We start from the raw sequence: 21,700 nt of genomic DNA on the forward strand, positions 1-21,700 counted from the left end.
TTAGCGCCTGACGCCTGTCGCCGCGCTCTGCTATACTCGCAGCCCGAATTTGGATGTGGGCAAGGAGCCGGGTGTGGCGATGGTCATCAATAATGCAATGCTGGATGCAGTTCTGGCAGATATCAGGCCGCTGATTGGGCGCGGCAAGGTGGCGGACTACATTCCGGCGCTGGCCAGCGTGAGCGGCAATAAGCTTGGCATCGCGATCTGCACGGTTGACGGACAGCACTACTGTGCCGGTGACGCCCATGAGCGTTTTTCCATTCAATCCATCTCTAAAGTGCTCAGTCTGGTGGTGGCGATGAACCACTACCAGGAGGAGGAGATCTGGCGGCGGGTGGGGAAAGATCCCTCCGGCCAGCCGTTTAACTCGCTCCTGCAGCTGGAAATCGAGCAGGGAAAACCGCGCAATCCTTTTATTAACGCCGGGGCGCTGGTGGTGTGCGATATGCTGCAAAGCCGCCTCAGCGCGCCGCGCCAGCGGATGCTGGAAATTGTCCGACGCCTGAGCGGCGTGGCGGATATCGCCTACGACCCGCTGGTGGCGCGCTCCGAGTTTGAGCATTCGGCGCGCAATGCGGCGATTGCCTGGCTCATGAAGTCCTTCGGCAATTTTCATAACGACGTCGCGACGGTGCTGCAAAACTATTTCCACTACTGTTCGCTGGAGATGAGCTGCGTTGAGCTGGCGCGGACCTTTCTGTTCCTCGCCGATCGCGGAATGGCGCCGCATCTCGATACGCCGGTGATCGCACCGATTCAGTCGCGCCAGGTCAATGCCCTGATGATGACCAGCGGGATGTATCAAAACGCCGGGGAGTTTGCCTGGCGCGTCGGGCTGCCGGCAAAATCGGGCGTGGGCGGCGGGATCGTGGCGATCGTTCCCCAAGAGATGGCCATTGCGGTATGGAGCCCGGAGCTGGACCAGGCCGGGAACTCGCTGGCCGGGATTGCGGTACTGGAGAAACTTACGCAGAAGGTGGGAAGGTCAGTATTCTGATGGATACGATAAACGATTTATTTAGCCGGCTGCAGCGTTCGGCCTTTCGCTCCCGCTTTAAGCTGGGAATAAAAGAGCGGCAATACTGTTTCGATAAAGGCGCGGAGACCATTGACCAGCACGCGGCGGATTTTATTGCCCGCCGCCTGGCGCCGGCGAATATCCTGAATGACGGCAAGCAAACACCGATGCGCGGTCATCCGGTATTTATCGCCCAGCACGCCACCGCCACCTGCTGTCGCGGCTGCCTCGAAAAGTGGCACGCGATCCCGCCTGGCCGGGTGCTGAGCGCCGACGAGCAGCGCTACGTTGTGCAGGTTATTCACCATTGGCTGGTGCTGCAGATGAATTCTCCCGGCCATTGATAGTGCGCAACAATCAGGCATATGTATGCCTGATAAATATTCTCATGTTATGATAATCCGCTAACTAATTATTAACATAATAACTGCCTGAAACAATTAGACGGATAATTACTGAATGTCTTCACTGTCGATTCGGTCATTCACGCTGTTTCGTGAGGAGCGGCCCGTGCGTGATGCGCTGGTGCTGTTCACGTTAACGCTGCTGCTTCATTTCTTTGGCGCCATGCTGCGCCTGGTACAGGAACTCTCGTTTTTCTGGCCGCTGAATGCCGTGATGGCAGGGATCTTTGCGCGTTACGTCTGGCTAAACCGCAGCTATTTTTACGCGGTTTGCTTTGCCGCGATGCTGGTTTATGACGGCTTAACCTCGCGCTGGGGAATGGGCTTTGCTTCGCTGCTGATTAATTTCTCCAATATTGTTTTTATTGTGACCCTGGCGCAGTTGGTGCTGTGGGATAAACGACGCGCCGATTCTATGCCCGGGCCGATTAATGCGCTGAACTTGTTTTTCTATTGCCTGCTGGCGGCGCTGCTGTGCGCGGCCGTCGGCGCGCTGGGTTCGGTGGACGTCGAACGCGCCACCTTTATTCCTCAGCTGGCGGACTGGTTTAGCGAGCAGTTCTCGACCGCGGTGCTGATCCTGCCGTTTATTCTGACGCTGACGCTGCCTTCCGCGCTCGGCGCCTTCCGTTTCCGCCAGCTTCTGCCGGTTATCGCGCTGGTATTGTCGATTATTCTAGGGGTTAGCGTGGGCGGAGCAGGGAGCATCACCTTCCCGCTGCCGGCGCTGATCTGGTGCGCCATTCGCTATCCGCTACCGCTGACCTGCCTGCTGACGTTTATAACCGGCATCAGCGAAATTCTGCTGGTGGCAAACTCGCTGATTCATCTCTCTCCCGACGCGCGGATGCAGCCGTGGCAGCTCTTCTCCACCCGTCTTGGCATCGCCGCGATGCTGATTAGCCCGGTGATCGTCGCCTCGAGCGTCGAGGCGATAAATAATCTGGTGAAACAGCTGGCGCTGCGCGCCGATTTTGATTTCCAGACGCGCGTTTACTCGCGCTCCGGGCTGGGCGAGGCGCTGAAGCGGCAGCCGCTGGCGGAAGGGCAGCTATTGACCGTAATGGTGCTGGATATTGACGGCTTTAAGCGGGTCAACGACAGCTGGGGGCACGAGTGCGGCGATTGCGTTCTCGCGCAGTTTGCCCAGCAGGTGCGACAGCTGGCGGGCGAGCAGGGAATGGTGGCGCGCATCGGCGGGGAGGAGTTCGCCGTGGCGACCCTGACCTCATCGCTGAAGGAGAGCCAGGCGCTGGCGGAGAAAATCCGCCAGGGCGTTGAGGCGCAGACCTTCGTCTGGGGACAGAATCAGATCCGCCTGACCGTGAGCATGGGGCTGGAGTCCCGTCAGGTAGGGAACGAGCGGATAACCGAACTCTTTAACCAGCTGCTGATGGCCGCCGACGACTATCTGGTAAGCGCCAAGAAAGCGGGGCGCAATCGCGTTTGTACCCCCGGACTGGCCTGAAGGCGGTAATAAGAAAAAACGATAGTGATTTTTCTTGTGTTAAATTTAGGTTAAAAACATAGTGATGTGGTCAATTTTAAGGAACCTATCATGACCACATCCTTTTCCCTGCGCACGCTCTCGCGTGAAGAAATCCTCGACCAGATTCAAGCGTTAACCGACATTTTGACCAGCTGCGTGAACGGCGGAGCGTCGGTCAGCTTTATGCTGCCATTCTCCGCGCAAACGGCCAGCGACTTCTGGCAGCGGACGGCGCAAAGCGTTGCCGCCGGCGAGCGTATTGTGGTGGTGGCGGAAAATGAACGTCATCAGATTGTCGGTACCGTCCAGCTTATTGTCAGCCAGCCGGAAAACCAGCCTCACCGTGCGGACGTGGCTAAACTTTTGGTTCACCAAAATGCCAGACGGCAGGGGCTGGCCAACGCGCTGATGAACTATCTGGAGGAGGTCGCCCGCGGCCAGGGCAAATCCGTTCTGGTGCTGGATACCGCAACAGGCAGCGGCGCCGAGCGCTTCTACGTTCAGTGCGGATGGGAAAAAGCCGGGGAAATTCCGCGCTATGCGCTGATGCCGGACGGAAAGATGACCGCCACCTCGTTGTTCTATAAGTTCCTGCAATAACCGCCGATGGTTTGATCAAAACGGGGTTTTAGTCGTAGAGAAAGCTGATAAGTTATTACACCAATTACTCAGGTTGTATGACTACTCTATGAGGGAACCCATTGTGAAAACACTAAATCGTCGCGATTTTCCCGGCGCGCAGTATCCTGAACGCATCATCCAGTTCGGCGAAGGTAACTTCTTACGCGCCTTTATCGACTGGCAGATCGATCTGCTCAATGAGCATACCGACCTGAACGCCGGCGTCGTCATCGTGCGCCCCATTGAGAGCGAGTTTCCGCCGTCGCTGAGCGTTCAGGACGGCCTCTATACCACGATTATTCGCGGGCTGAACGAGAAGGGCGAGGCGGTCAGCGATGCACGCATGATCCGCAGCGTCACCCGGGAAATCAGCGTCTATGCGGACTATGCCGAATACCTGCGCCTGGCGCACAACCCGGATATCCGCTTTGTGTTTTCTAATACCACCGAAGCAGGCATCAGCTACCACGCGGGAGATCGCTTTGACGATGCCCCGGCGGTGAGCTACCCGGCTAAGCTGACGCGCCTGCTGTTTGAGCGCTACAGCTGCTTCTCCGGCGCCAGCGATAAAGGCTGGGTCATTATTCCCTGCGAGCTTATCGACTATAACGGCGAAGCCCTGCGCGAGCTGGTCCTGCGCTATGCCAAAGAGTGGGCGCTGCCGGAAGCCTTTAGCACCTGGCTGGATGAGGCGAATACCTTCTGCTCAACGCTGGTTGACCGCATTGTCACCGGCTATCCGCGCGATGAAGCGCAGCAAATCGAGCAGCAGCTCGGCTACAAAGACGCCTTCCTGGCGACCGCGGAGCACTTCTATCTGTTCGTTATTCAAGGGCCTAAATCGCTGGCCGCGGAGCTGCGCCTTGATAAGCTGCCGCTTAACGTCCTGATTGTCGACGATATTAAGCCCTACAAAGAGCGTAAAGTGGCGATTCTCAACGGCGCGCATACCGCGCTGGTGCCGGTTGCCTACCTGGCAGGGCTGGATACCGTCGGGGAAGCGATGAACGATAGCCAGATCTGCTCGTTCGTCGAAAAGGCAATTTACGAGGAAATTATTCCGCAGCTGGATTTACCCCGCGAGGAGCTGGAGACTTTCGCCAGCGCGGTGACCGGGCGTTTTCGCAATCCCTACATTAAGCATCAGCTGCTGTCGATTGCGCTCAACGGCATGACAAAATACCGTACCCGCATTCTGCCGCAGCTGCTGACGGGGCAGGCGAAAAACGGTAAACTGGCCCCCCGACTGACCTTCGCGCTGGCGGCCTTAATGGCGTTCTATCGCGGAGAGCGCAATGAGCAAAACTATCCGCTGCAGGATGACGAGGAATGGATGGAGCGCTATCGGGCGCTGTGGTCCGCGCATCGCGACGCGCAGCTGAGTACCCGTGAACTGGTGGAGACCGTGCTGTCGGTCGAGGCGCACTGGCAGCAGGATTTGAGCCAGGTTCCCGGTCTGGTGGATCAGGTGACCCTCGACCTCGATGCCATCCTGCTCAGAGGTATGCGCGAGGCGGTTAAGCCGCTCTGCTGATATCCAGTTCAAAACGTTGACCCGGCGATTGCCGGGTTATTTATCTTTTTAAAATAGTTACAACATACATTTGGTCGCGAATTAAATTGAGCGAGCAGACCTGATGCTTCCGCGCCGCTTCGTTCTACAGAACGGGAGGTGGCGCATTCTCCGCGCCTGAATCCGAGGGCGTGGTCTCCTCCTGATGCCGAAAATAGCGTAAATGAGCTAATTCACGGCCTCGATCGCGTTTCGGGACGCCCTGACGCTGCGGCTCATCTATAAATGGGCCTCAATTCAGCACAGCAGGATTCATCATAATGTTCAGAAGAGGGTTTCTTTTATTACCGGCTTTACTTATCTGTATCCAGGTTCACGCCGATCCGGGGTTTCGTCAGCTGGCGTTGACCGATCCGCAGGGGAAAAGCCTGGACGTGGCGGTATGGTATCCAACGTCTGCTGAAGGAAAAGCGGAAAATGTCGGCGCCAATCCCGCTTTCGAAGGGGTTGCCGTTATCCGCGATGCGCCCGTGCGGCCCGGAGCCCACCCTCTGCTGGTTATCTCTCACGGCTATAACGGCAACTGGCGAAATTTGTCGTGGATAGCGGCGGCCATGGCCGCGCAGGGATATATTGTCGTGGCGCCGGACCATCCCGGAACCACCACCTTTAATCAGGATCCGCGCGATGCAAAGCGCCTGTGGCGACGTCCGCAGGATCTCAGCCAGGTAATTGACTTTACTCTGCGTTCTTCCGCGCTGGTCGGGGAGGTAGACGCCGGTCGAATTGCCGCGTTAGGTCACTCTCTCGGCGGATGGACGGTGATGTCGCTGGCGGGAGCCCGCTTCGATTCTGCCCGCATGCTGCGCGACTGCCAGCACCATGCGCAGCGAGGCGACTGCCGGTTAACGCAAAAGCTCGGCATCAATGGCGCCCGCTCTCAGGATGCGCGCTTTGCGGACCTCCGGGATGCCAGAATCAAGGCGGTGGTCTCTGTGGATCCCGGCTTCGCCCCCGGCTTTACCCCGCAGAGCCTGCGCGCGATCGGTATTCCGGTACTGATCCTTTCGGCCCAGGCGGACAAGCTGGCGGACCTCGATGCGGAGCAGGAGTCAGGCTACCTTGCGGCCAACCTGAATCCGCAGCGCAGGCAGTATGAGGTCGTTGAAGGGGCCACCCATTTCAGCTTTATGCAGCTGTGCAAGCCTGGCGCCGAGGCGCTTATTGAGGAAGAGACGCCCGGTGACGGCATCGTTTGTCGCGACGGTAGCGGAGGAGACCGCGCCGCTATTCACCAGGCGCTGATACCTAAGATCGGCAGATTTCTTAATTCGGCACTGGATTACCACCCGCCTGCTGACGAAACGAAGTAGGCGACAGGCCGCAGATGCGCTGAAACTCGCGGTTAAAATTGGACTTGGTGGTAAATCCAGACGCGAACATGATTTCAGTAACGGGCAGCGGGGTGCTGAGCAGCAGCGCCTGCGCCCGTTCAATCCTTAAACCGTTAATCCACTGCGAGACGTTACATTGGCTGATAGCATTGACCGCCCCTGAGAGCTGGCGTGCGGGGATCCCGGTTTTTCTGGCGAGAAGGCTCAGCGTAAGGTCGGGATTGAGATAGAGCTCCGTCTCCCGCACCTGCTTATCGAGGCCGGCGTAAACTTTCGCCAGCTCTTCCGCTGGCGGCGCGGCCCGCGTCGGGAGCGCGGCTTTACTCTCAGCTTGCGCAACCGCCGCCGGCCGTCCCGCAATGACGATAGCCGCCGCAATCAGCGGAAGGAGCGCGGCCTGAAAACCCATCACGATCGCCGGCGCCAGCCTGCCGCCGGTCAGGCTGAAGTCAAACGTCACTGCAAGGTCGGTCAGTGCCGATAGACAGAGAAAACAGCCGGCAAAAAAGGCCATTTTCGTGGTCTGCGGCGACTCGGTGAGACGGCTGAGGGTGAAGCGGTGCTCCCCGCGCCATGCGAGGCGCAGCAGGCTGCACCCGTAGCCGGCAAAAAGTAAAAACAGGACCGGATCCGTCGCCGGCGGCCAGAAAATTCTGATAACGATGGCGACAGCGGCGGGGGCGAACAGCAGCAGCAGGTGACGTCGCCGGCCGATCTCAGTCAGCGAGACAAAACAGTGCCAGGCGAGCGGCGGCAGCATTATGGCCAGCCCGGACTGGATATTGCGCAGGATGCTGGATTCATATTCCCAGCGCAGCGTGCTGACGGCAACCAGCACGATACAGGCAAGCACGAAACGCAGGGTGCCCGCGTGGCGCTGTTTTGGCGCAAACAGGGCCGTTGCCAGCAGGATAAGCAGGGCGGATAAGGTAATAAGCGGAAAAGGAACTGAAAGCATGTCAGCCGTACCAGAACGGAAAGTTGCCGGGAATGATTACCGGGAATAGTGACACATATCCCGGCGCGCTGTCGCCTCCGACGTGATGTTCTGCAAGCAGGCGTTTATTAAGAATTTATTCCCGAGTGCTGGAGGATCTCACCTTTAGCCGACCGGCCAGCATCACGTGCGTTGCCGCATCCTCCTGATTGCACAGATACTCCACCGCCAGTCGCCCTAATTCGCTGTAGGGCAGCTGAATACTGGTGAGCGGCGGGGTGAGCTGTTCCGATATTTTCTGATCGTCGTATCCCGCCAGCAGGATATCCTGCGGCAGCCGGACACCGTTGACCGCCAGCGCCTGATAGCAGCCGATCGCCAGCCAGTCGCTGGCGCAGAAGATGGCGTCCGGGCGATCCTGCTGCTCCAGTAGAGAACAGGTGGCGGTGAAGGACTCGCTGAACTGCCAGTTGGTCCGGCGCACCAGGCGCTCATCGTACGTCTGTCCGGCCTGCTCCAGCGCCGCCTGATACCCCGCCAGCCGCTGGCGGGTTGCCTCCATCCAGCTTTCTCCGGTGATGTGCGCGATGCGCGTCGCGCCCATGGAGATCAGATGACGGGTCACCTGAAACGCGTTGGCGTAGTCGTCGGGAACAAACGAAGGCAGCAGCGGCGAATCCGGGTCGCGCTGGTTGAGCAGAACCAGCGGCAGGCGGGTGCAGTCCTGAAAATCGGTCATATCTACAAGCGTGGTCACCGGGGAGGCGAGAATAATGCCGATACAGTTACGCTGTTCCAGCTGACGAATAATATTAATTGCCAGCTCGACGTCGTCGCCGTAATCATAGACGGTCAGCAGCACTTCATTGCGCCAGGCCGCCTCCCGCGCCTGACTGATGGCATCGATAAAGGGATCGTAGCTTTGCAGGGTGCTGACCAGCAGCGCCACTTCTTCCTGATTTCGCGGGGCGTGAATCGCCGGAAGACGGTCGTAGCCGAGCTCGGTCGCGACGGCGATCACCCGCTGACGGGTCTCCTCGCTCAGCTTGATATTCCGGGACTGATTAAGGACCAACGATACCGTTGCCTGTGACACACCCGCCGTACGGGCGATATCGTTCATTGTGACTTTGTTTTTCCGCTTCATCATCCCTCTCCCCTTGAGAAACCGCATTATACCTTAACGACCCGGCACATAGGCAGACTAAAGCGCTGCCGTTGACCTTTCCTGCGGCTCATCGGCACGGTTTGTGACCCTCATCGCTTTTAGCGGCCACAGGAAAACTTTCGCCGCCGAGGGCCGACAGTGGCAAATTGCGCCGGAAGCGCTTGAAGTCATTTTCTTCGAGGAAAATAATGGCCTATTCAGATGAGGTGGGAGAGTACGATGGTTATCAATATTCGCGAGCTGCAGCCGCAGGACAAATCGCAGTGGCTTGGGCTGTGGGAGGGTTACACCTGTTTTTACGGCAGTCCTCAGCCTGACGATGTGACGCAATACACCTGGCAACGCCTGCTGGGCGGCGCATCTCCGGTTATCGGCCGGGCTGCGGTCGTTGACGGCCGGGTGGTCGGGTTCGCTATTTGCGTCCTTCACGAAGGAACGTGGGTGAAAACGCCCGTTTGCTATCTGGAAGATCTGTTCGTTGACCCGGCAATGCGCGGACGCGGAGTCGCCAGAGCGCTGGTGCAGGCGCTGCACGCGGAAGGGAAAGCGAAAGGGTGGTCGCGCCTCTACTGGCATACGCGTGCTGATAATCCCGCCCGTAAGCTGTATGATGAGTTCACCCCAGCGGATGATTACGTCCGCTATCGGGTCATGCTCTAAGCCGCTGGCGATAAGAAGTTATTAAGATTTTCCCTGTCTAATAGCGGAAAACGACTCAGGAGAATCAAAAATGGAAAAACGCATCGAGACGACCGTTAATGTGATCATCTTTCTTTCACTGCTGGCTACCGCCTGGGATCTTTCCCTGGTGCACCATCTCCCCTGGTAAATCCGGCAGTACGGCGCCCGCTGCGGCGCCGTTAGTTAGACCTCAGCCGGTCCCATCGGGAAAATGTTAGGACAGGATTACTTAATCGGCCTGTTATCTATCAAATGCTGTGATTAACGTCTCTGACTGCCTTCAGCCCCGCCAGTGAAAAACGCTTAAAGTGGTCGGTCAGTGCCTGAGTCTGCATCGCCGCAATTTCTCTCACCGGCCCGGGAATTCTGTTACCTGCCACGATCAACATCATGCAGGGTGCGACCACACTTAACATGCAGGGCAGTAATGCAGGATCGTCTTCGCTGATACCGGCAGCTTCACTGACAATTTTCCGCACCGCCTGTATTTTCCCCATTCCTTCGCTGTTCACAAAATCGGTGAGTTGAACTGAAGGTGCCAGCAATTCCCGCGCAAAGACCCGCCCGTGCCAGCCATTTCCTTCATTCAGTTTTGAGATGAACATTTCCAGAAACTGACCGAGCTTTTGCTCCGGAGGAAGTGCGCCTGTTGCCAGGGCTGTCAGCTTTTCACCGTCCAGATAGTGGCGGTGTGCCCGTGCCAAAACCGCCAGATACAGCCCATCTCTGCCACCGAAGTGATAGTTGATGGCCGCCAGGTCAACCTCAGCGGCACTGGCTATCGACTTGTTCGTCGTTCGGGCAAGGCTCTGTTCGGCTATCAGTTCACCTGCGGCTTCCAGAATTTTTTCCCGGGTTAACTCACCATCACTGCGACGTGCTCGGCTCATAGATAAATCCAGTTGTAAGATTTTTTTTCAGCGACAGGGTTTATTATCTCACAATTAAAGTTTAAATTGAATTTAAACTAAGTGCGTGAAATGAGCGTCAGTAGAGGGAAGTAGTCGCAATGAATAAAAAAATAATAGCAGGCGTGGTGATTATTGCGCTTGTAGCGGTGGCCGCTGTAGCCTGGCTTTATAGTCGAAATAATGATGATAAAAATCGTCTGACTTTACATGGCAACGTGGATATCCGTCAGGTATCACTGGCGTTTGAAGAGAGCGGCCGGATAGCCGCATTAATGGCTGAGGAAGGCGATAAGGTTGAGGCAGGGCAAGTGGTTGCCACACTCGATACCCGGGCGCTGAAGATACAGGAGAAACAGGCTCAGGCACGTCTGGATGCTGAGAAGCAAACGGTGCGAGAGCAACAGTCCGGCGCACGTCCTGAAGAAATAGCTCAGGCAAAAGCGCAGTTGGCGTCAGCCGTGGCGCAACAAACCAAATCCCGGGAGGATCTCTCGCGCATTCAGCGTATTGCCTCAAACACCCGTGGCAAAGGCATCAGCAAACAGGAAATGGATACGGCCAGAAATAACCTGAGTATTGCTCAGGCCAGCGTGAAAGAGCGCCAGGCAAGTCTGGCGCTGATGGTTAAAGGCGTGCGCAAAGAGCAGCGGGAAGCCACCGTGGCCCAGGTCAAAGCACTTGAAGCCGATCTGGAGTTATTGCAATACCGGCTTTCACAGGCGGAATTACATGCACCGGTTAATGCGGTGGTAAGAGCACGCCTGCAGGAAGCGGGTGATATGACCAGCGCCCAGAAAGCGGTGTATACCCTGGCATTGAGCGAACCAAAATGGGTACGTGTCTGGGTCAATGAAAGCGATCTGGGACGCATCAAATCAGGTATGAATGCTGATATCGTCACTGACTCTTTCCCGGATAAACCGGTCACCGGCAGGATTGGTTATATCTCCTCAGTGGCTGAGTTCACGCCAAAATCTGTGCAGACTGAAGAGCTGCGAACCAATCTGGTTTACGAGGTACGTATCGTGGTCAAAGACCCTGATAACGTGCTGCGCATGGGGCAGCCAGCCACCGTCACCATCAATACGCCTTCTGCGGACAGTGGCAAATAACATGGCAGCTGAAACTGACGTCGTCATTGCGCAGGATCTGGTCAGAGTTTTCCCCAGCACGACAAAAAACGCGCCTGAAGTCCGTGCTTTGGACAGCCTGACCATGAACATTCGGGCGGGGGAGCTCACCGCGCTCGTCGGGCCTGACGGTGCAGGGAAAACCACTTTCCAGCGTCTTATCGCCGGTCTGTATGCACCCTCTTCCGGCAGCCTTACCGTGCTGGGGACGGACGTCAACACCGACCCTCAGTCGGTACAGAACCGCATCAGCTATATGCCTCAGCGCTTTGGTTTGTATGAAGATTTGAGCGTTCAGGAAAACCTGGATCTGTACGCCGATTTACATGGCGTTGACCAGCAGACCCGAAAGGAACGTTTTGAACGTCTGCTGACGATAACCGATCTCACCCGGTTTACAGACCGACCGGCTGGCAAGCTGTCCGGAGGGATGAAACAAAAACTCGGCCTGGCCTGCACCCTGGTGCGTTCGCCTGACTTATTGCTGTTAGATGAACCCAGTGTGGGGGTTGATCCCTTGTCGCGCCGCGATTTGTGGAAAATCATCGAGCAGCTGGTTCAGGATGAACAGCTGAGCGTGATAATCAGCACGGCCTACATGGATGAAGCTGAGCGTTGTGCTCAGGTCTATGTCATGTATCAGGGACGCATTCTGGCGCAGGGAACGCCGGACGAATTGCGTAAAAAGGCCGATGGTCTGACGTGGCAGGCCACACCGCCAGACGGAATGAAAGCTCGTAGCCTACAGGCCCGATTGCTGGAGAATCGCCAACACGTTATCGACGCCGTCCCGAAAGGCGATGCCGTACGTTTTATCTGTCAGTCTGAAAGAGATGAGTCCCTTGCCCGGGAACATCATGCCACTCGCCGCGATGCCGAACTGGAAGATGGCTTTATGGTTCTGCTTCATCAGGCGCAGCATCAGGATGAACAGGCCCCTTCAGGTCCGGTAAAGGCCGATATGGTTTCCACTCAGCAAAGCGCAGAAGCTGAGGGCAAACCCGTTATCGTTGTTCGGGATCTTGTGCGTAAATTCGGTGATTTTACGGCCGTTGCCAGTACCTCCTTCGAGGTCAGACGTGGCGAAATATTTGGCCTGCTCGGACCGAATGGGGCCGGAAAGACGACAACCTTCAGAATGCTCTGCGGACTGCTACCAGCAACCAGCGGTCATCTTGAGGTAGCCGGAATGAATCTGCGGACAGCACGGGCAAAAGCCCGCGCCCGTATCGGCTACGTTTCTCAGAAATTTGCCTTATACGGCAACCTGACGGTGCGTGAAAATCTGACGTTTTTCGGTGGGGCCTACGGTTTGTCCGGTAAACATCTGGTGCAGCAAATAGAGACTTCCCTCGCTCAATTCGACCTGGATGCCGATGCTATCAGCGGGGAACTGCCAGGCGGCTTCAAACAACGTTTATCTATGGCGGCAGCGTTGCTGCATGAACCCGAAATTGTCTTTCTGGATGAACCGACCAGCGGTATTGATCCGCTGGCACGACGTGCTTTCTGGTACACCATTGGCGAACTGGCCAACAAAGGTATCACGGTCATCGTGACCACCCACTTTATGGAAGAAGCGGAGTACTGCGACCGTATAGCGATTCAGGACGCGGGGAAAATGCTGGCGCTGGGTACGCCGCGAGAAGTGCGGCAGAAAGCGGGTCTGGAGCATGCTGCTGATATGAACACCGCGTTTATTGCCATTGTGGAAAATGCCCGGGCGAAGGAACACAAGCAGGAGGCGAAGGCATGAAAAACTCCACTTTCCGCAGCCGTCTTATCTCCCTGACACGCAAAGAAACGCGTCAGCTTTTACGGGACAAAAGTAACCTTGCGGTCGGGTTGCTCCTGCCAGTTGTGCTAATCCTGCTGTTTGGTTACGGACTTTCGTTTGATTTAAGCAATGCCAGGATCGGCGTGGTTCAGGAGCAGCGGACACCGCAGTCCTGGCAGATTGTCACGGCGTTACAGGGCAGTCGGTACTTATCGGTTCAGGAATATACCAGTTTTAATGCCGCACAGGATGCGCTGCGTAAGGGGGAAACGGATGCGATATTGCGTATTCCTTCCGACTTCGCGCAACGTCTGACAGCGGGTAATGCACAGCTCCAGCTCCTTGTGAATGGCGCATCAACCAGTGTCGCCAGCGCTGCCCAGGGTTACGTTACCGGGGCGCTGGCTACGCAGTCTGCTGTAATTGCCGATCGGGGCGGGAGTCAGCTTTCTGTAGGCAGCGTCACCGTTGAACAGCGCATGTGGTTTAACGAATCCGGCAACAGTACCTGGTTCATTGTTCCCGGCCTGGTCGTCCTGATCCTGACGCTGATAGGCGCATTCCTCACCGGGCTATTAATTGCCCGAGAGCGGGAGCGTGGCACGCTTGAAGCGCTCTTTGTTACCCCGGTGCGGCCTCTTGAACTGGTGCTGGCGAAGCTCGCGCCCTATATGGTGCTCGGCACTATAGATCTGGTGGTCTGTCTGCTGGCTTCACATTATCTGTTCGACGTGCCGATTCGCGGGTCCCTGTGGGCAATTATTGTTTCTTCCCTGCTTTATCTGCTGGTTTCACTGGGGCTTGGGCTCACCATATCAGGGTTTGCACCTGGGCAGTTCCTGGCAAGCCAGGTGGCGCTGATAGCCAGCTTTATGCCCGCCATGATGCTGTCAGGGTTTGTCTTTGATATCCGCAATCTGCCGGTCGTCATTCAGGTCATAAGCCAGATCCTGCCAGCCACTCACTTTATGTCGCTTATCAAAACGCTCTTTCTGGGCGGCGATGACTGGAAGATGTTTTTCAAAGAGTGCGGGATCTTATCGCTTTATGCGCTGGTCCTGATAAACGCTTCGCGCATTTCTTTGCGCAAAAGACTGAGATAAACGCTGATGAATAGTTTAACCACCTGGCTGCACCACATCAGCTTTTTGATCCGCAAAGAGGTTCTCGCCATTCTGAAGGAACCGGCTAACCGGGTAATATTGTTCGCCCCTGCGTTTATGCAGGCGCTGCTGTTTGGCTATGCCGCGACCTACGATGTGAACCATGTATCATACGCCGTGCTCGATCAGAGCCGGGGACAGGCATCGACAGAACTGTTAACACATCTGGACGGGACGGGCGTGTTCAACCGCACGGCCACGCTCACGGCAGCGTCACAGATTCAGGATGTCGTGCTTGCCGGAGATGCGTTGCTGGTTTTGACATTCCCCGCAGACTTTGAAGACAAGCTCAATAATGGCGATACCTCGCCCCTTCAGGTGATCCTGGATGGCCGTAATTCCTCCACAGCCGGTGCTGCGGCCAGTTATATCAGTGCCGTGGTGGCTGATTTTAATCAGCGCAGAAGCGGCAGCAAGCCAGCGATTTCCGTCGAAACCCGTGCCTGGTACAACCCCAACCTGGAATCCCGCTGGGGGCTAATGCCTACCCTGATCGCCGCGTTAAGCATGATGCAGACGCTGATGCTGTCAGCCCTGTCGGTAGCCCGGGAGCGGGAACAGGGAACTTTCGACCAGTTGCTGGTAACGCCTTTCACGCCAATGCAACTTCTGATTGGCAAGGCTTTACCTTCGGTGATGGTCGGTCTGGTCCAGTCAACAATTATCCTGCTGATAATCCTGTTCTGGTTCCAGATACCCATGAACGGTTCTGTCACGCTGCTTTATTTTGGCCTGTTGAGCTTTAACATCGCGGCGGTGGGTATTGGCCTGTCTATCTCTGCTGTTTCCATCAATATGCAGCAGGCGATGCTCTACACCTTCTTGTTGATGATGCCGCTGATGCTGCTGTCCGGCCTGCTTACGCCTGTGCAGACCATGCCTGCCATCCTCGATACCCTCACTTATGCTAATCCGCTACGGTTTGCTATTGACCTGGTCAGGAGGGTGTATCTGGAAGGGGCCGGCTTTACTGATGTGGCCTTTAATTTTATTCCCATGCTGGTTATGGCGGCGATCACCTTGCCGCTTGCTGCGTGGCTGTTCCGCAATCGACTTTACTGAGACAGGTATTCCGATGAAACACCGTTTTTCCCCTATATCAAACAATAAAGGACCTGTTCTGGTGACGTTAATGGTTGCCGCTGCATTGTGTGGTTGTACGGTAGGCCCCGATTTTCAGAAGCAAAAATCGGATGCGCCTGCTGACTGGGCTACCTGGCGCAGCGGGGATGCATCATTGCACACGGTGAAAGGCGCCGGGGTGATGGCGGACAGTCAGTGGTGGAAACGCTACAAAGATCCCGTTCTTGACAGTCTGGTTAACCGGGCACTGTCAGCCAGTCCCGATATCAAAACCGCTGCATTACGTTTTTCGGGTGCTCGAGCGCAATATCGCATTACGGCTTCATCGCAGACTCCGGACATTAACGCTACCGGGAAAGTCACCCGCGAACAGCTCAGCGAAAACAGCCCATCCACGCGCGCACTGAAAGAAGTATTGCCGCAGCCGGATGAGCTGATTGATTTAATGTCCGAACCCTATAACTGGTATCAGGCCGGGCTGGATTTCTCCTGGGAGATAGACTTGTGGGGGCATGTCAGACGTGCTGTTGAAGCCTCTGATGCCGATCTCTCTGCTCAGGGGGCGATGCTGGAGCTTGCGAGGCTCAGCATCGTCGGTGACGTGGTGAATAATTACTACACTCTGCGGGGTATCCAGCAGCAAATCGTACTGGCAAAAGAAGATGTGCAGGCGATGAATGAGCGCCTTTCGCTGATCCGGGCGCGTACTGAAGGGGGTGAACTGGACTACACCGATGTTGAACGCCAGCAGAGTGAGCTGTCGGCCACCCGGGCAAACCTCATCGATCTGCAACAGCAGGAAGGTATCGCGATGAATCAGCTGTTATTACTGCTGGGCGAGCACCCAGGCGCATTACAACAGCAGCTGGCTTATAAACCCGATGCTAATCAGGCAACGTTGCCACCCCTGAGTCTGGGTATACCGTCCGAAGTGGCGCTGACGCGTCCGGATATCCGCGCCGCTGAAGCACATCTGCACGCCGCTACCGCCAGGATTGGTGTCGCACAGGCGGAGCTCTACCCGAGTATTACGCTGGGTGCCCGAATTGGTTTTGACTCCTACAGTGAAAGTAACTTTGCCGAATGGGGGAGCCGTACCTGGTCAGTGGGTCCGAGCCTGAACCTGCCTTTATTTGACGGTGGAAGACGTAAGGCGACGGTGGTATTACGTGAAACCGATCAACAGCAGGCCGCTGTAGATTTCCACAAAACCGTGCTGAAAGCCTGGCAGGAAATTGATGATGCGCTCAGCCGTTACGCTGCTGCGCAACAAAAACTGGTTGAGCAGCAACAGCGTGAGAAGAGTGCAGGAGAGGCGCAATCTCTTATACAGGCACGTTATGACGGTGGGCTGACCAGCTTTATCAACGTGCTCGACAGCCAGCGAAGCTACATCCAGGCGCGGCAGTCGCTGGCAATGAGTCAGCGGGATGTGAAAACCGCATGGGCCGCTGTGAACCGCGCAGTGGGCAATTACCCGCGCTAGAAAATGAAAGAGGTTACGATGAAACAATTTTTGATGAAGCATAATCTGGCGTTATTCAGTCTGGTGGCGACCTGCGTTCTGATTTATACGCTGGCAAGCTGGCAGGCCATGCCCGTTACACAGCGAATGCTGGGGTTATTTGTCTTTGGTATTACCCTACATTTGTGGGAAGAAGGCCGGTTCCCGGGTGGTTTTACCGAAATGATTGCTGAGAAGCTGAATTTTAAAGCTGACGACATCCATTTCGGGCAAATCATCACATCCTGCTATGTGGTGTTTATCGTTTTCGTACCGCTATTTTTCCCGCATGTATTGTTCCTGGCAATCGCACCGATGTTGCTTGGCCTGCTGGAACCCGTTGCGCATTTGCTGGCAATACGCATGTCATCAACGCGCTATTATTCCCCGGGACTGGTCACCGCCGTTGTGGTGCTGATGCCGCTTTCGCTGTACACGCTGCACTATATAGCAACCCATATGGAGACGCATTTCTCCACCTGGCTGATGGCCTTTCTATACATGTTAGTCGGGTTATTGATAGCCCAGCGACTCGTCATCTCTGCAAGCGGGATGAAGTACAGTGAGTTTTTGAAGAATGTCAGACGTCGCTTATTCGCAAAATGACTGCATTTTTAAAGAAAAATAAGATAGATGAAAGACAATGCGCCTACCAGGGGGGGATTTTCTGGATTGCGCTGACAGCAGCGAAGACATCAGCCCGGTGTGCACCAGGCCCAGAGTCGCCAGCAGCAACCAGCCGTTGGCCGTTGACGGCAGTTGGGCCCAGCCGGCGAACGGCACCAGCAGCACGACGCCCAGGGTGAGCTGAATCAGCACGATCAGGTGCGGTGGCACTTCTTTCAAACGCTTTTAGGTGATGCCATCGTTCATATCTCCGGTTGTCATAAGAGGATGAACAGAGAGTGGCACAGGGCAATGCTTCTTAATATCGCCACATTTTTGATAATTAATCCTGAACCGGGACGATTGGCGGTGCAGGCCGGGCGCCATTCTGCGCGCCCGGCAGGCGCTATCAGCCAGCGGCCCGGCGTCGGGCGACGATAAACAGGCGAGGGAACAGCAGGAGTACCTTCCCGTTACACTGTAACGGATAGTGCTCCTGCAGAAGCGTCAGATAGCGGCTGAGAAAGGCGTCGCGCTGACTGTCGTCGAGGCGCTGCAGGTAGGGACGCAGCCCCGTCGATTGTAGCCAGTCAATAATCGCCTGATGAGAATCGAGCTGATGGTAATAGGTGGTGCGCCAGATATCGACCTCGCAGCCGCTGGCCGTCAGGATGTCGTAATACTGTCGGGCGGTGGGAAGCGGGTGGCGTCCGCTCTCCGGATGCCCAAGCTCCTGGGCGACCTGACGCATCAGAGTATGCGACGGCTCCTGCCAGTTATCCGGCATCTGCACCGCCAGAATACCATTATCCGCCAGCTGCGCAACGAGCTGCGGGAACAGCGTCTGGTGGTCGGTAAGCCACTGCAGGGAGGCGTTGGCGTAAATCACATCCGCCGCACGCTCGGGCCGGTACTCGCGGATATCTGCGGTGACGAAGCGGCACGCCGGCAGCGCCCGGGAGGCCTCTTCCAGCATCGCCGGCGAATTATCCACGCCGATCACCGTCGCCGTGGGCCAGGCATGATGCAGCAGCGCGGTACTGTTCCCCGGCCCGCAGCCAAGGTCAACGGCGAGGGTAACGGGATGGTGGGCGACACGGGCGAGCAGTTCGGCGGCGGGGCGGGTACGCTCGGCGCCGAACTGTAGATATAACGAGGGATTCCAGTCTGCCATCAATGACTCCGGGTTAGATAAACTCGGTCATCAGCATAGATGGCATTGACTGCGGGTAAAATAACTTTACCCATTTTTATTCTTTACGTGACAGCGTCACGTAAAGCGGCGGCGGGTAAATGCCCTGCGCCCGTCCGCCGGCTTAATCGGCGTCCTTTAGCGACTCCGCGCGTTTAGCGGTGGCATAGACAAAATCCAGCATCGGCTCAAGATCGGTATCGTATCCGGCCTGGATTATTTTCCCCCGCAGCCACTCAATCTCGCTGGTAATATCCGGGTGGAAAATATTGTTGTCCTGCGCTTTACGCAGCCATTTCAGCAGGAAGTTATTTTTCCCTCTGATCCCGCCCGCTTTCTTAGATTTTCCGTGTATTTTCAGCGCGATTAATATGCAGTAATAGAAATGAACCCGCTGATTAAAACTTTGATGCATGTATGTATTTCCCGCCAGACTCAGGAATTCACCGTCGAGGTCAGTGATTCGGATTGGGCATGATAACGGGCACGGATCGTTTATTATTCGATCTCTGATATCTCACCCGTTTCTCCAGTACGCCCGTTGCCGGGCGTTGAGCGGATGGTGTCACGGATGCCGAATAACAGTCAATTCTTGATTACTTTTTTACCTTTTTCAGCGGGGGCGGTCCGCCGAATACAATTCCTCTGGCCCGCCGCAAAGCGGCGCGTTGTTGCAGGTATACGCGGAATATCAAGATAAATGCCATCACCACAACCGCCGCCGCCAGCAGATAAATAGTTCCCAGGCTGTAATACCCGGCAACCCAGCCGGCAACGGGGCCGGTCAGGCCGAGAGCCAGATCGAGGAACGCCGAGTAGGTGCCCAGCGCGGTGCCCTGGTTCTGCTCCTCAACCTGTTTCACCGCCTCGACGCCTAGCGCCGGGAAGACCAGCGAGAAACCGGAGCCGGTCAGGAAGGCGCCGATCCCGGCCACCCACGCAGACGAGGCCTGCCAGATAATCAGCAGGCCGATGCATTCGATAACAAAGCAGGCCAGCGACACCGGCACGCCGCCGTAGCGGGTGATGGTGTTGCCGAGCACCAGACGAATGCAGATGAAACCGACGCTGAACAGCGACAGCGTAAACGCCGCGCCCTGCCAGTCGTGGGCGGAGAAGTAGAGGGTAATGAAGGTGGCTATTACCCCGAAGCCTACCGTCCCCAGCGCCAGCCCCAGGCCGTAGGGCCAAATTTTGCGCACCACCACGTGAAAGGGGGCGCGAACCCCGCCGCTAACGCTGACGTCCTGGCGCGTGCGGGCAAAAAGCAGCCCGATAAAGGCCACCGCCACCACCACCACGGCAAAACCGCTAATGCCAAAATAGCCGTTGAGCAGCACCCCCAGCGGGGCGCCAACCGCCATCGCCACGTAGGTGGCGACCCCGTTCCAGGAGATAACCCTGGAGGTATGGATCGCGCCGACGGTTTTAATTCCCCACAGCGTCGCCCCGGTGGCGGTAAAGCTCTCGCCCACGCCGAGGAAGATTCGGCCAACCAGCAGCGCGGCTACCGCCAGCAGCGGAACGGATTGCAGCAGTACCGCAGCCAGCGTAAAGACCCCGCTCAGCAGGCAGCAGACGATACCGAGACTGACGACTTTTTTCGGTCCCCAGATATCGGCGTAGCGCCCGGCGTGCGGCCGGCTGAGCAGGGTGGCGATGTACTGCAGACTGATGACTACGCCGGCAATAAAGGTGCTATAGCCGAGCTGATAGTGAATGTAGCCGGGTAAAACGGCGAGCGGCAGGCCGATCGACAGATAGCAAATGCAGGTAAAAACCACGATCGAAATAATGCGCAGGTTGAGCTGAGTCTGAGTAGCCGAAGAAGTCATAACGTCAGGTATTTAAAACAAAAGGGGGATTAGCATAGCGCAGACCCTGCGGCCAGCACGAGCCCAGGATGTGTTTTCCGCACGTTTCACTGATGAAATTTATGCCTCTGCCGCCAAATTTCTCTAGAATCCGCTCTTTCGGAGAAAGAAAATGTCCGTCACCGATTCCCTTCTTGCCTTTTCATTTTCTGCGCTGCTCCTGACATTAACCCCGGGTCTCGATACCGCCCTCATTCTACGAACCTCCGCCGCGGAAGGCGGTAAAAAAGCCTTTCAGGCCGCGCTGGGTATCGACGCGGGATGCCTGATCTGGGGGGCGCTGGTCGCCCTGGGCTTAGGCGCACTGCTGGCGACATCGGAGCTGGCCTACAGCCTGTTAAAATGGTGCGGCGCCGCCTGGCTGTGCTGGCTGGGCCTGCAGCTGATCCTCCGGCCGCGCCCGCTGCCGGTAACTGGTTCTTAAGGGGGATGTTCGGCAACGTGCTGAACCCAAAAATAGGCATCTTTTACGTCTCGTTCCTGCCGCAGTTTATCCCGAGCGGCCACTCTCCGGAGGTCTGGACCTTCCTGCTGGTCGGCATCCACGTGCTGCTGGGCACCCTGTGGTCCTTAACCCTGATTATGGCTACCCGCTTTGCGTCGGGCCTGCTGAAGGCGCCGGGATTTATCCAGTGGATGGACCGGGTGACGGGCGGCGTGTTTATGCTCTTCGCCGCGCGGCTGGCGCTCAGCAGCCGCCAGGCCATTTGCTGGCCTGATTGCCTGGGCAGCGGGGCCAATTCGCGGTATATATCTCATCTCGTATATCAACGTCCAGGAGGGAGTATGACAGCCGATTTAGCCGGAATTGAGGTGTTGTTCGTCGCCGGGTTTGGGCCCATTACCCGCAGCGCCGAAAGCAGCCGATCGTTTTATGCCGAGGCGCTGGGTTTGCCTTTGAAGGCGATGGAGGGTAACCCCGACTACCTGCTCACGGAGCAGGACGCGCTGGCCGGGGTGAAGCACTTTGCGCTATGGCCGCTGGAGCAGGCGGCGCAATCATGTTTTGGCGTTGACCGCTGGCCGGCGGATCTCCCGCAGCCCCAGGCGTGGATCGAGTTTGAGGTGCGCGATATTCAGGCGGCCAGCGACGACCTGCTGGCGAAGGGTTACCGCCTGCTTATCGCCAACCGCTTGGAGCCGTGGGGGCAGACGGTGACGCGTCTGCTGAGTCCGGAAGGGCTGCTGACCGGCATCACCATCACGCCGTGGCTGCGCGGCGAGTAGATGCT

The 21,700-nt window shown here is 56.7% G+C and carries 20 protein-coding genes and 2 pseudogenes; 15 read left to right on the forward strand and 7 right to left on the reverse strand.

Annotation, left to right across the window (positions count from 1 at the left end):
- The first annotated feature begins 73 nt into the window (after window positions 1-73).
- The 6 genes from glsB to GVK32_RS10260 all read left to right on the forward strand — a co-directional run bounded on the left by glsB (window position 74) and on the right by GVK32_RS10260 (window position 6,421).
- Window positions 74-1,000 (forward strand): glutaminase B, encoded by a 927-nt coding sequence (glsB, locus tag GVK32_RS10235; protein WP_159869041.1) that lies wholly within the window; start codon window positions 74-76, stop codon window positions 998-1,000.
- Window positions 1,000-1,365 carry a DUF4186 domain-containing protein gene (locus tag GVK32_RS10240; protein ID WP_159869044.1) on the forward strand — a complete coding sequence of 122 codons (366 nt, stop codon included), beginning with the start codon at window positions 1,000-1,002 and terminating at the stop codon, window positions 1,363-1,365. Before glsB ends, GVK32_RS10240 begins: the two co-directional genes overlap by 1 nt.
- A 115-nt stretch (window positions 1,366-1,480) precedes the next feature.
- The gene (locus GVK32_RS10245) at window positions 1,481-2,893 is read left to right on the forward strand and encodes a GGDEF domain-containing protein (RefSeq protein WP_200842859.1); all 1,413 of its coding nucleotides are present in this window, start codon (window positions 1,481-1,483) and stop codon (window positions 2,891-2,893) included.
- 90 nt (window positions 2,894-2,983) lie between these two features.
- Window positions 2,984-3,514 carry a GNAT family N-acetyltransferase gene (locus tag GVK32_RS10250; RefSeq protein WP_123707980.1) on the forward strand — a complete coding sequence of 177 codons (531 nt, stop codon included), beginning with the start codon at window positions 2,984-2,986 and terminating at the stop codon, window positions 3,512-3,514.
- A 103-nt stretch (window positions 3,515-3,617) separates the two neighbouring features.
- On the forward strand, window positions 3,618-5,069 hold the full coding sequence (locus tag GVK32_RS10255; RefSeq protein WP_159869050.1) for a tagaturonate reductase: 1,452 nt from the start codon (window positions 3,618-3,620) through the stop codon (window positions 5,067-5,069).
- 299 nt (window positions 5,070-5,368) lie between these two features.
- Complete coding sequence (locus GVK32_RS10260; RefSeq protein WP_159869053.1) at window positions 5,369-6,421, forward strand: alpha/beta fold hydrolase; 1,053 nt, start codon at window positions 5,369-5,371, stop codon at window positions 6,419-6,421.
- Here GVK32_RS10260 and GVK32_RS10265 read toward each other — a convergent pair.
- Window positions 6,375-7,400 (reverse strand): AraC family transcriptional regulator, encoded by a 1,026-nt coding sequence (locus tag GVK32_RS10265; protein WP_159869056.1) that lies wholly within the window; start codon window positions 7,398-7,400, stop codon window positions 6,375-6,377. The genes GVK32_RS10260 and GVK32_RS10265 overlap by 47 nt on opposite strands.
- 115 nt (window positions 7,401-7,515) lie before the next feature.
- On the reverse strand, window positions 7,516-8,526 hold the full coding sequence (locus tag GVK32_RS10270) for a LacI family DNA-binding transcriptional regulator (protein ID WP_159869259.1): 1,011 nt from the start codon (window positions 8,524-8,526) through the stop codon (window positions 7,516-7,518).
- Window positions 8,527-8,766: 240 nt separating this feature from the next.
- On the opposite strand from GVK32_RS10270, the gene GVK32_RS10275 reads away from it, so the two are divergent.
- A complete protein-coding gene (locus GVK32_RS10275; RefSeq protein WP_159869059.1) occupies window positions 8,767-9,207 on the forward strand; it encodes a GNAT family N-acetyltransferase in 441 nt (146 codons plus the stop codon).
- Between the two features lie 269 nt (window positions 9,208-9,476).
- Here GVK32_RS10275 and GVK32_RS10285 read toward each other — a convergent pair whose 3' ends face one another.
- Window positions 9,477-10,118 carry a TetR/AcrR family transcriptional regulator gene (locus tag GVK32_RS10285; protein ID WP_159869062.1) on the reverse strand — a complete coding sequence of 214 codons (642 nt, stop codon included), beginning with the start codon at window positions 10,116-10,118 and terminating at the stop codon, window positions 9,477-9,479.
- 143 nt (window positions 10,119-10,261) lie between these two features.
- Between GVK32_RS10285 and GVK32_RS10290 the strand changes: the two genes are divergently transcribed.
- The 6 genes from GVK32_RS10290 to GVK32_RS10315 are packed head-to-tail and all read left to right on the forward strand — an operon-like array spanning window position 10,262 to window position 17,402.
- Window positions 10,262-11,251, forward strand: a complete 990-nt coding sequence (locus GVK32_RS10290) for an HlyD family efflux transporter periplasmic adaptor subunit (RefSeq protein WP_227697840.1) — start codon at window positions 10,262-10,264, stop codon at window positions 11,249-11,251.
- A 1-nt stretch (window position 11,252) separates the two neighbouring features.
- On the forward strand, window positions 11,253-13,025 hold the full coding sequence (locus tag GVK32_RS10295; protein WP_159869068.1) for an ATP-binding cassette domain-containing protein: 1,773 nt from the start codon (window positions 11,253-11,255) through the stop codon (window positions 13,023-13,025).
- Entirely contained in the window at window positions 13,022-14,149 is a 1,128-nt protein-coding gene (locus tag GVK32_RS10300) for an ABC transporter permease (RefSeq protein ID WP_159869071.1), read from the forward strand. The genes GVK32_RS10295 and GVK32_RS10300 overlap by 4 nt, the downstream gene beginning before the upstream one ends.
- A 6-nt stretch (window positions 14,150-14,155) precedes the next feature.
- The gene (locus GVK32_RS10305) at window positions 14,156-15,271 is read left to right on the forward strand and encodes an ABC transporter permease (protein WP_227697841.1); all 1,116 of its coding nucleotides are present in this window, start codon (window positions 14,156-14,158) and stop codon (window positions 15,269-15,271) included.
- A 13-nt stretch (window positions 15,272-15,284) separates the two neighbouring features.
- Window positions 15,285-16,778: an efflux transporter outer membrane subunit gene (locus tag GVK32_RS10310; protein WP_159869074.1), complete on the forward strand. Its 1,494-nt coding sequence runs from the start codon at window positions 15,285-15,287 to the stop codon at window positions 16,776-16,778.
- 18 nt (window positions 16,779-16,796) lie between these two features.
- Complete coding sequence (locus GVK32_RS10315; protein WP_159869077.1) at window positions 16,797-17,402, forward strand: HXXEE domain-containing protein; 606 nt, start codon at window positions 16,797-16,799, stop codon at window positions 17,400-17,402.
- A gap of 23 nt (window positions 17,403-17,425) precedes the next feature.
- On the opposite strand, the pseudogene GVK32_RS10320 reads toward GVK32_RS10315, so the two are convergent.
- The 4 genes and pseudogenes from GVK32_RS10320 to GVK32_RS10335 all read right to left on the reverse strand — a co-directional run.
- Window positions 17,426-17,648 (reverse strand): annotated as a pseudogene (locus tag GVK32_RS10320) (EamA/RhaT family transporter); the annotation flags it as partial.
- A 163-nt stretch (window positions 17,649-17,811) separates the two neighbouring features.
- Window positions 17,812-18,576 (reverse strand): trans-aconitate 2-methyltransferase, encoded by a 765-nt coding sequence (gene tam / locus GVK32_RS10325; RefSeq protein WP_159869079.1) that lies wholly within the window; start codon window positions 18,574-18,576, stop codon window positions 17,812-17,814.
- A gap of 142 nt (window positions 18,577-18,718) precedes the next feature.
- A complete protein-coding gene (locus GVK32_RS10330) occupies window positions 18,719-19,009 on the reverse strand; it encodes a hypothetical protein (protein ID WP_041145621.1) in 291 nt (96 codons plus the stop codon).
- Between the two features lie 181 nt (window positions 19,010-19,190).
- Window positions 19,191-20,429: an MFS transporter gene (locus GVK32_RS10335; protein WP_159869082.1), complete on the reverse strand. Its 1,239-nt coding sequence runs from the start codon at window positions 20,427-20,429 to the stop codon at window positions 19,191-19,193.
- Between the two features lie 151 nt (window positions 20,430-20,580).
- Between GVK32_RS10335 and GVK32_RS10340 the strand changes: the two are divergent.
- Window positions 20,581-21,167, forward strand: a pseudogene (locus GVK32_RS10340) (LysE family translocator); the annotation flags it as partial.
- 87 nt (window positions 21,168-21,254) lie between these two features.
- Entirely contained in the window at window positions 21,255-21,695 is a 441-nt protein-coding gene (locus tag GVK32_RS10345; protein WP_159869265.1) for a VOC family protein, read from the forward strand.
- The last annotated feature ends 5 nt before the right edge of the window (window positions 21,696-21,700 follow it).

The sequence above is a fragment of the Klebsiella sp. 18074 genome (genome assembly GCF_902705905.1).
GTDB lineage: Bacteria > Pseudomonadota > Gammaproteobacteria > Enterobacterales > Enterobacteriaceae > Klebsiella > Klebsiella terrigena.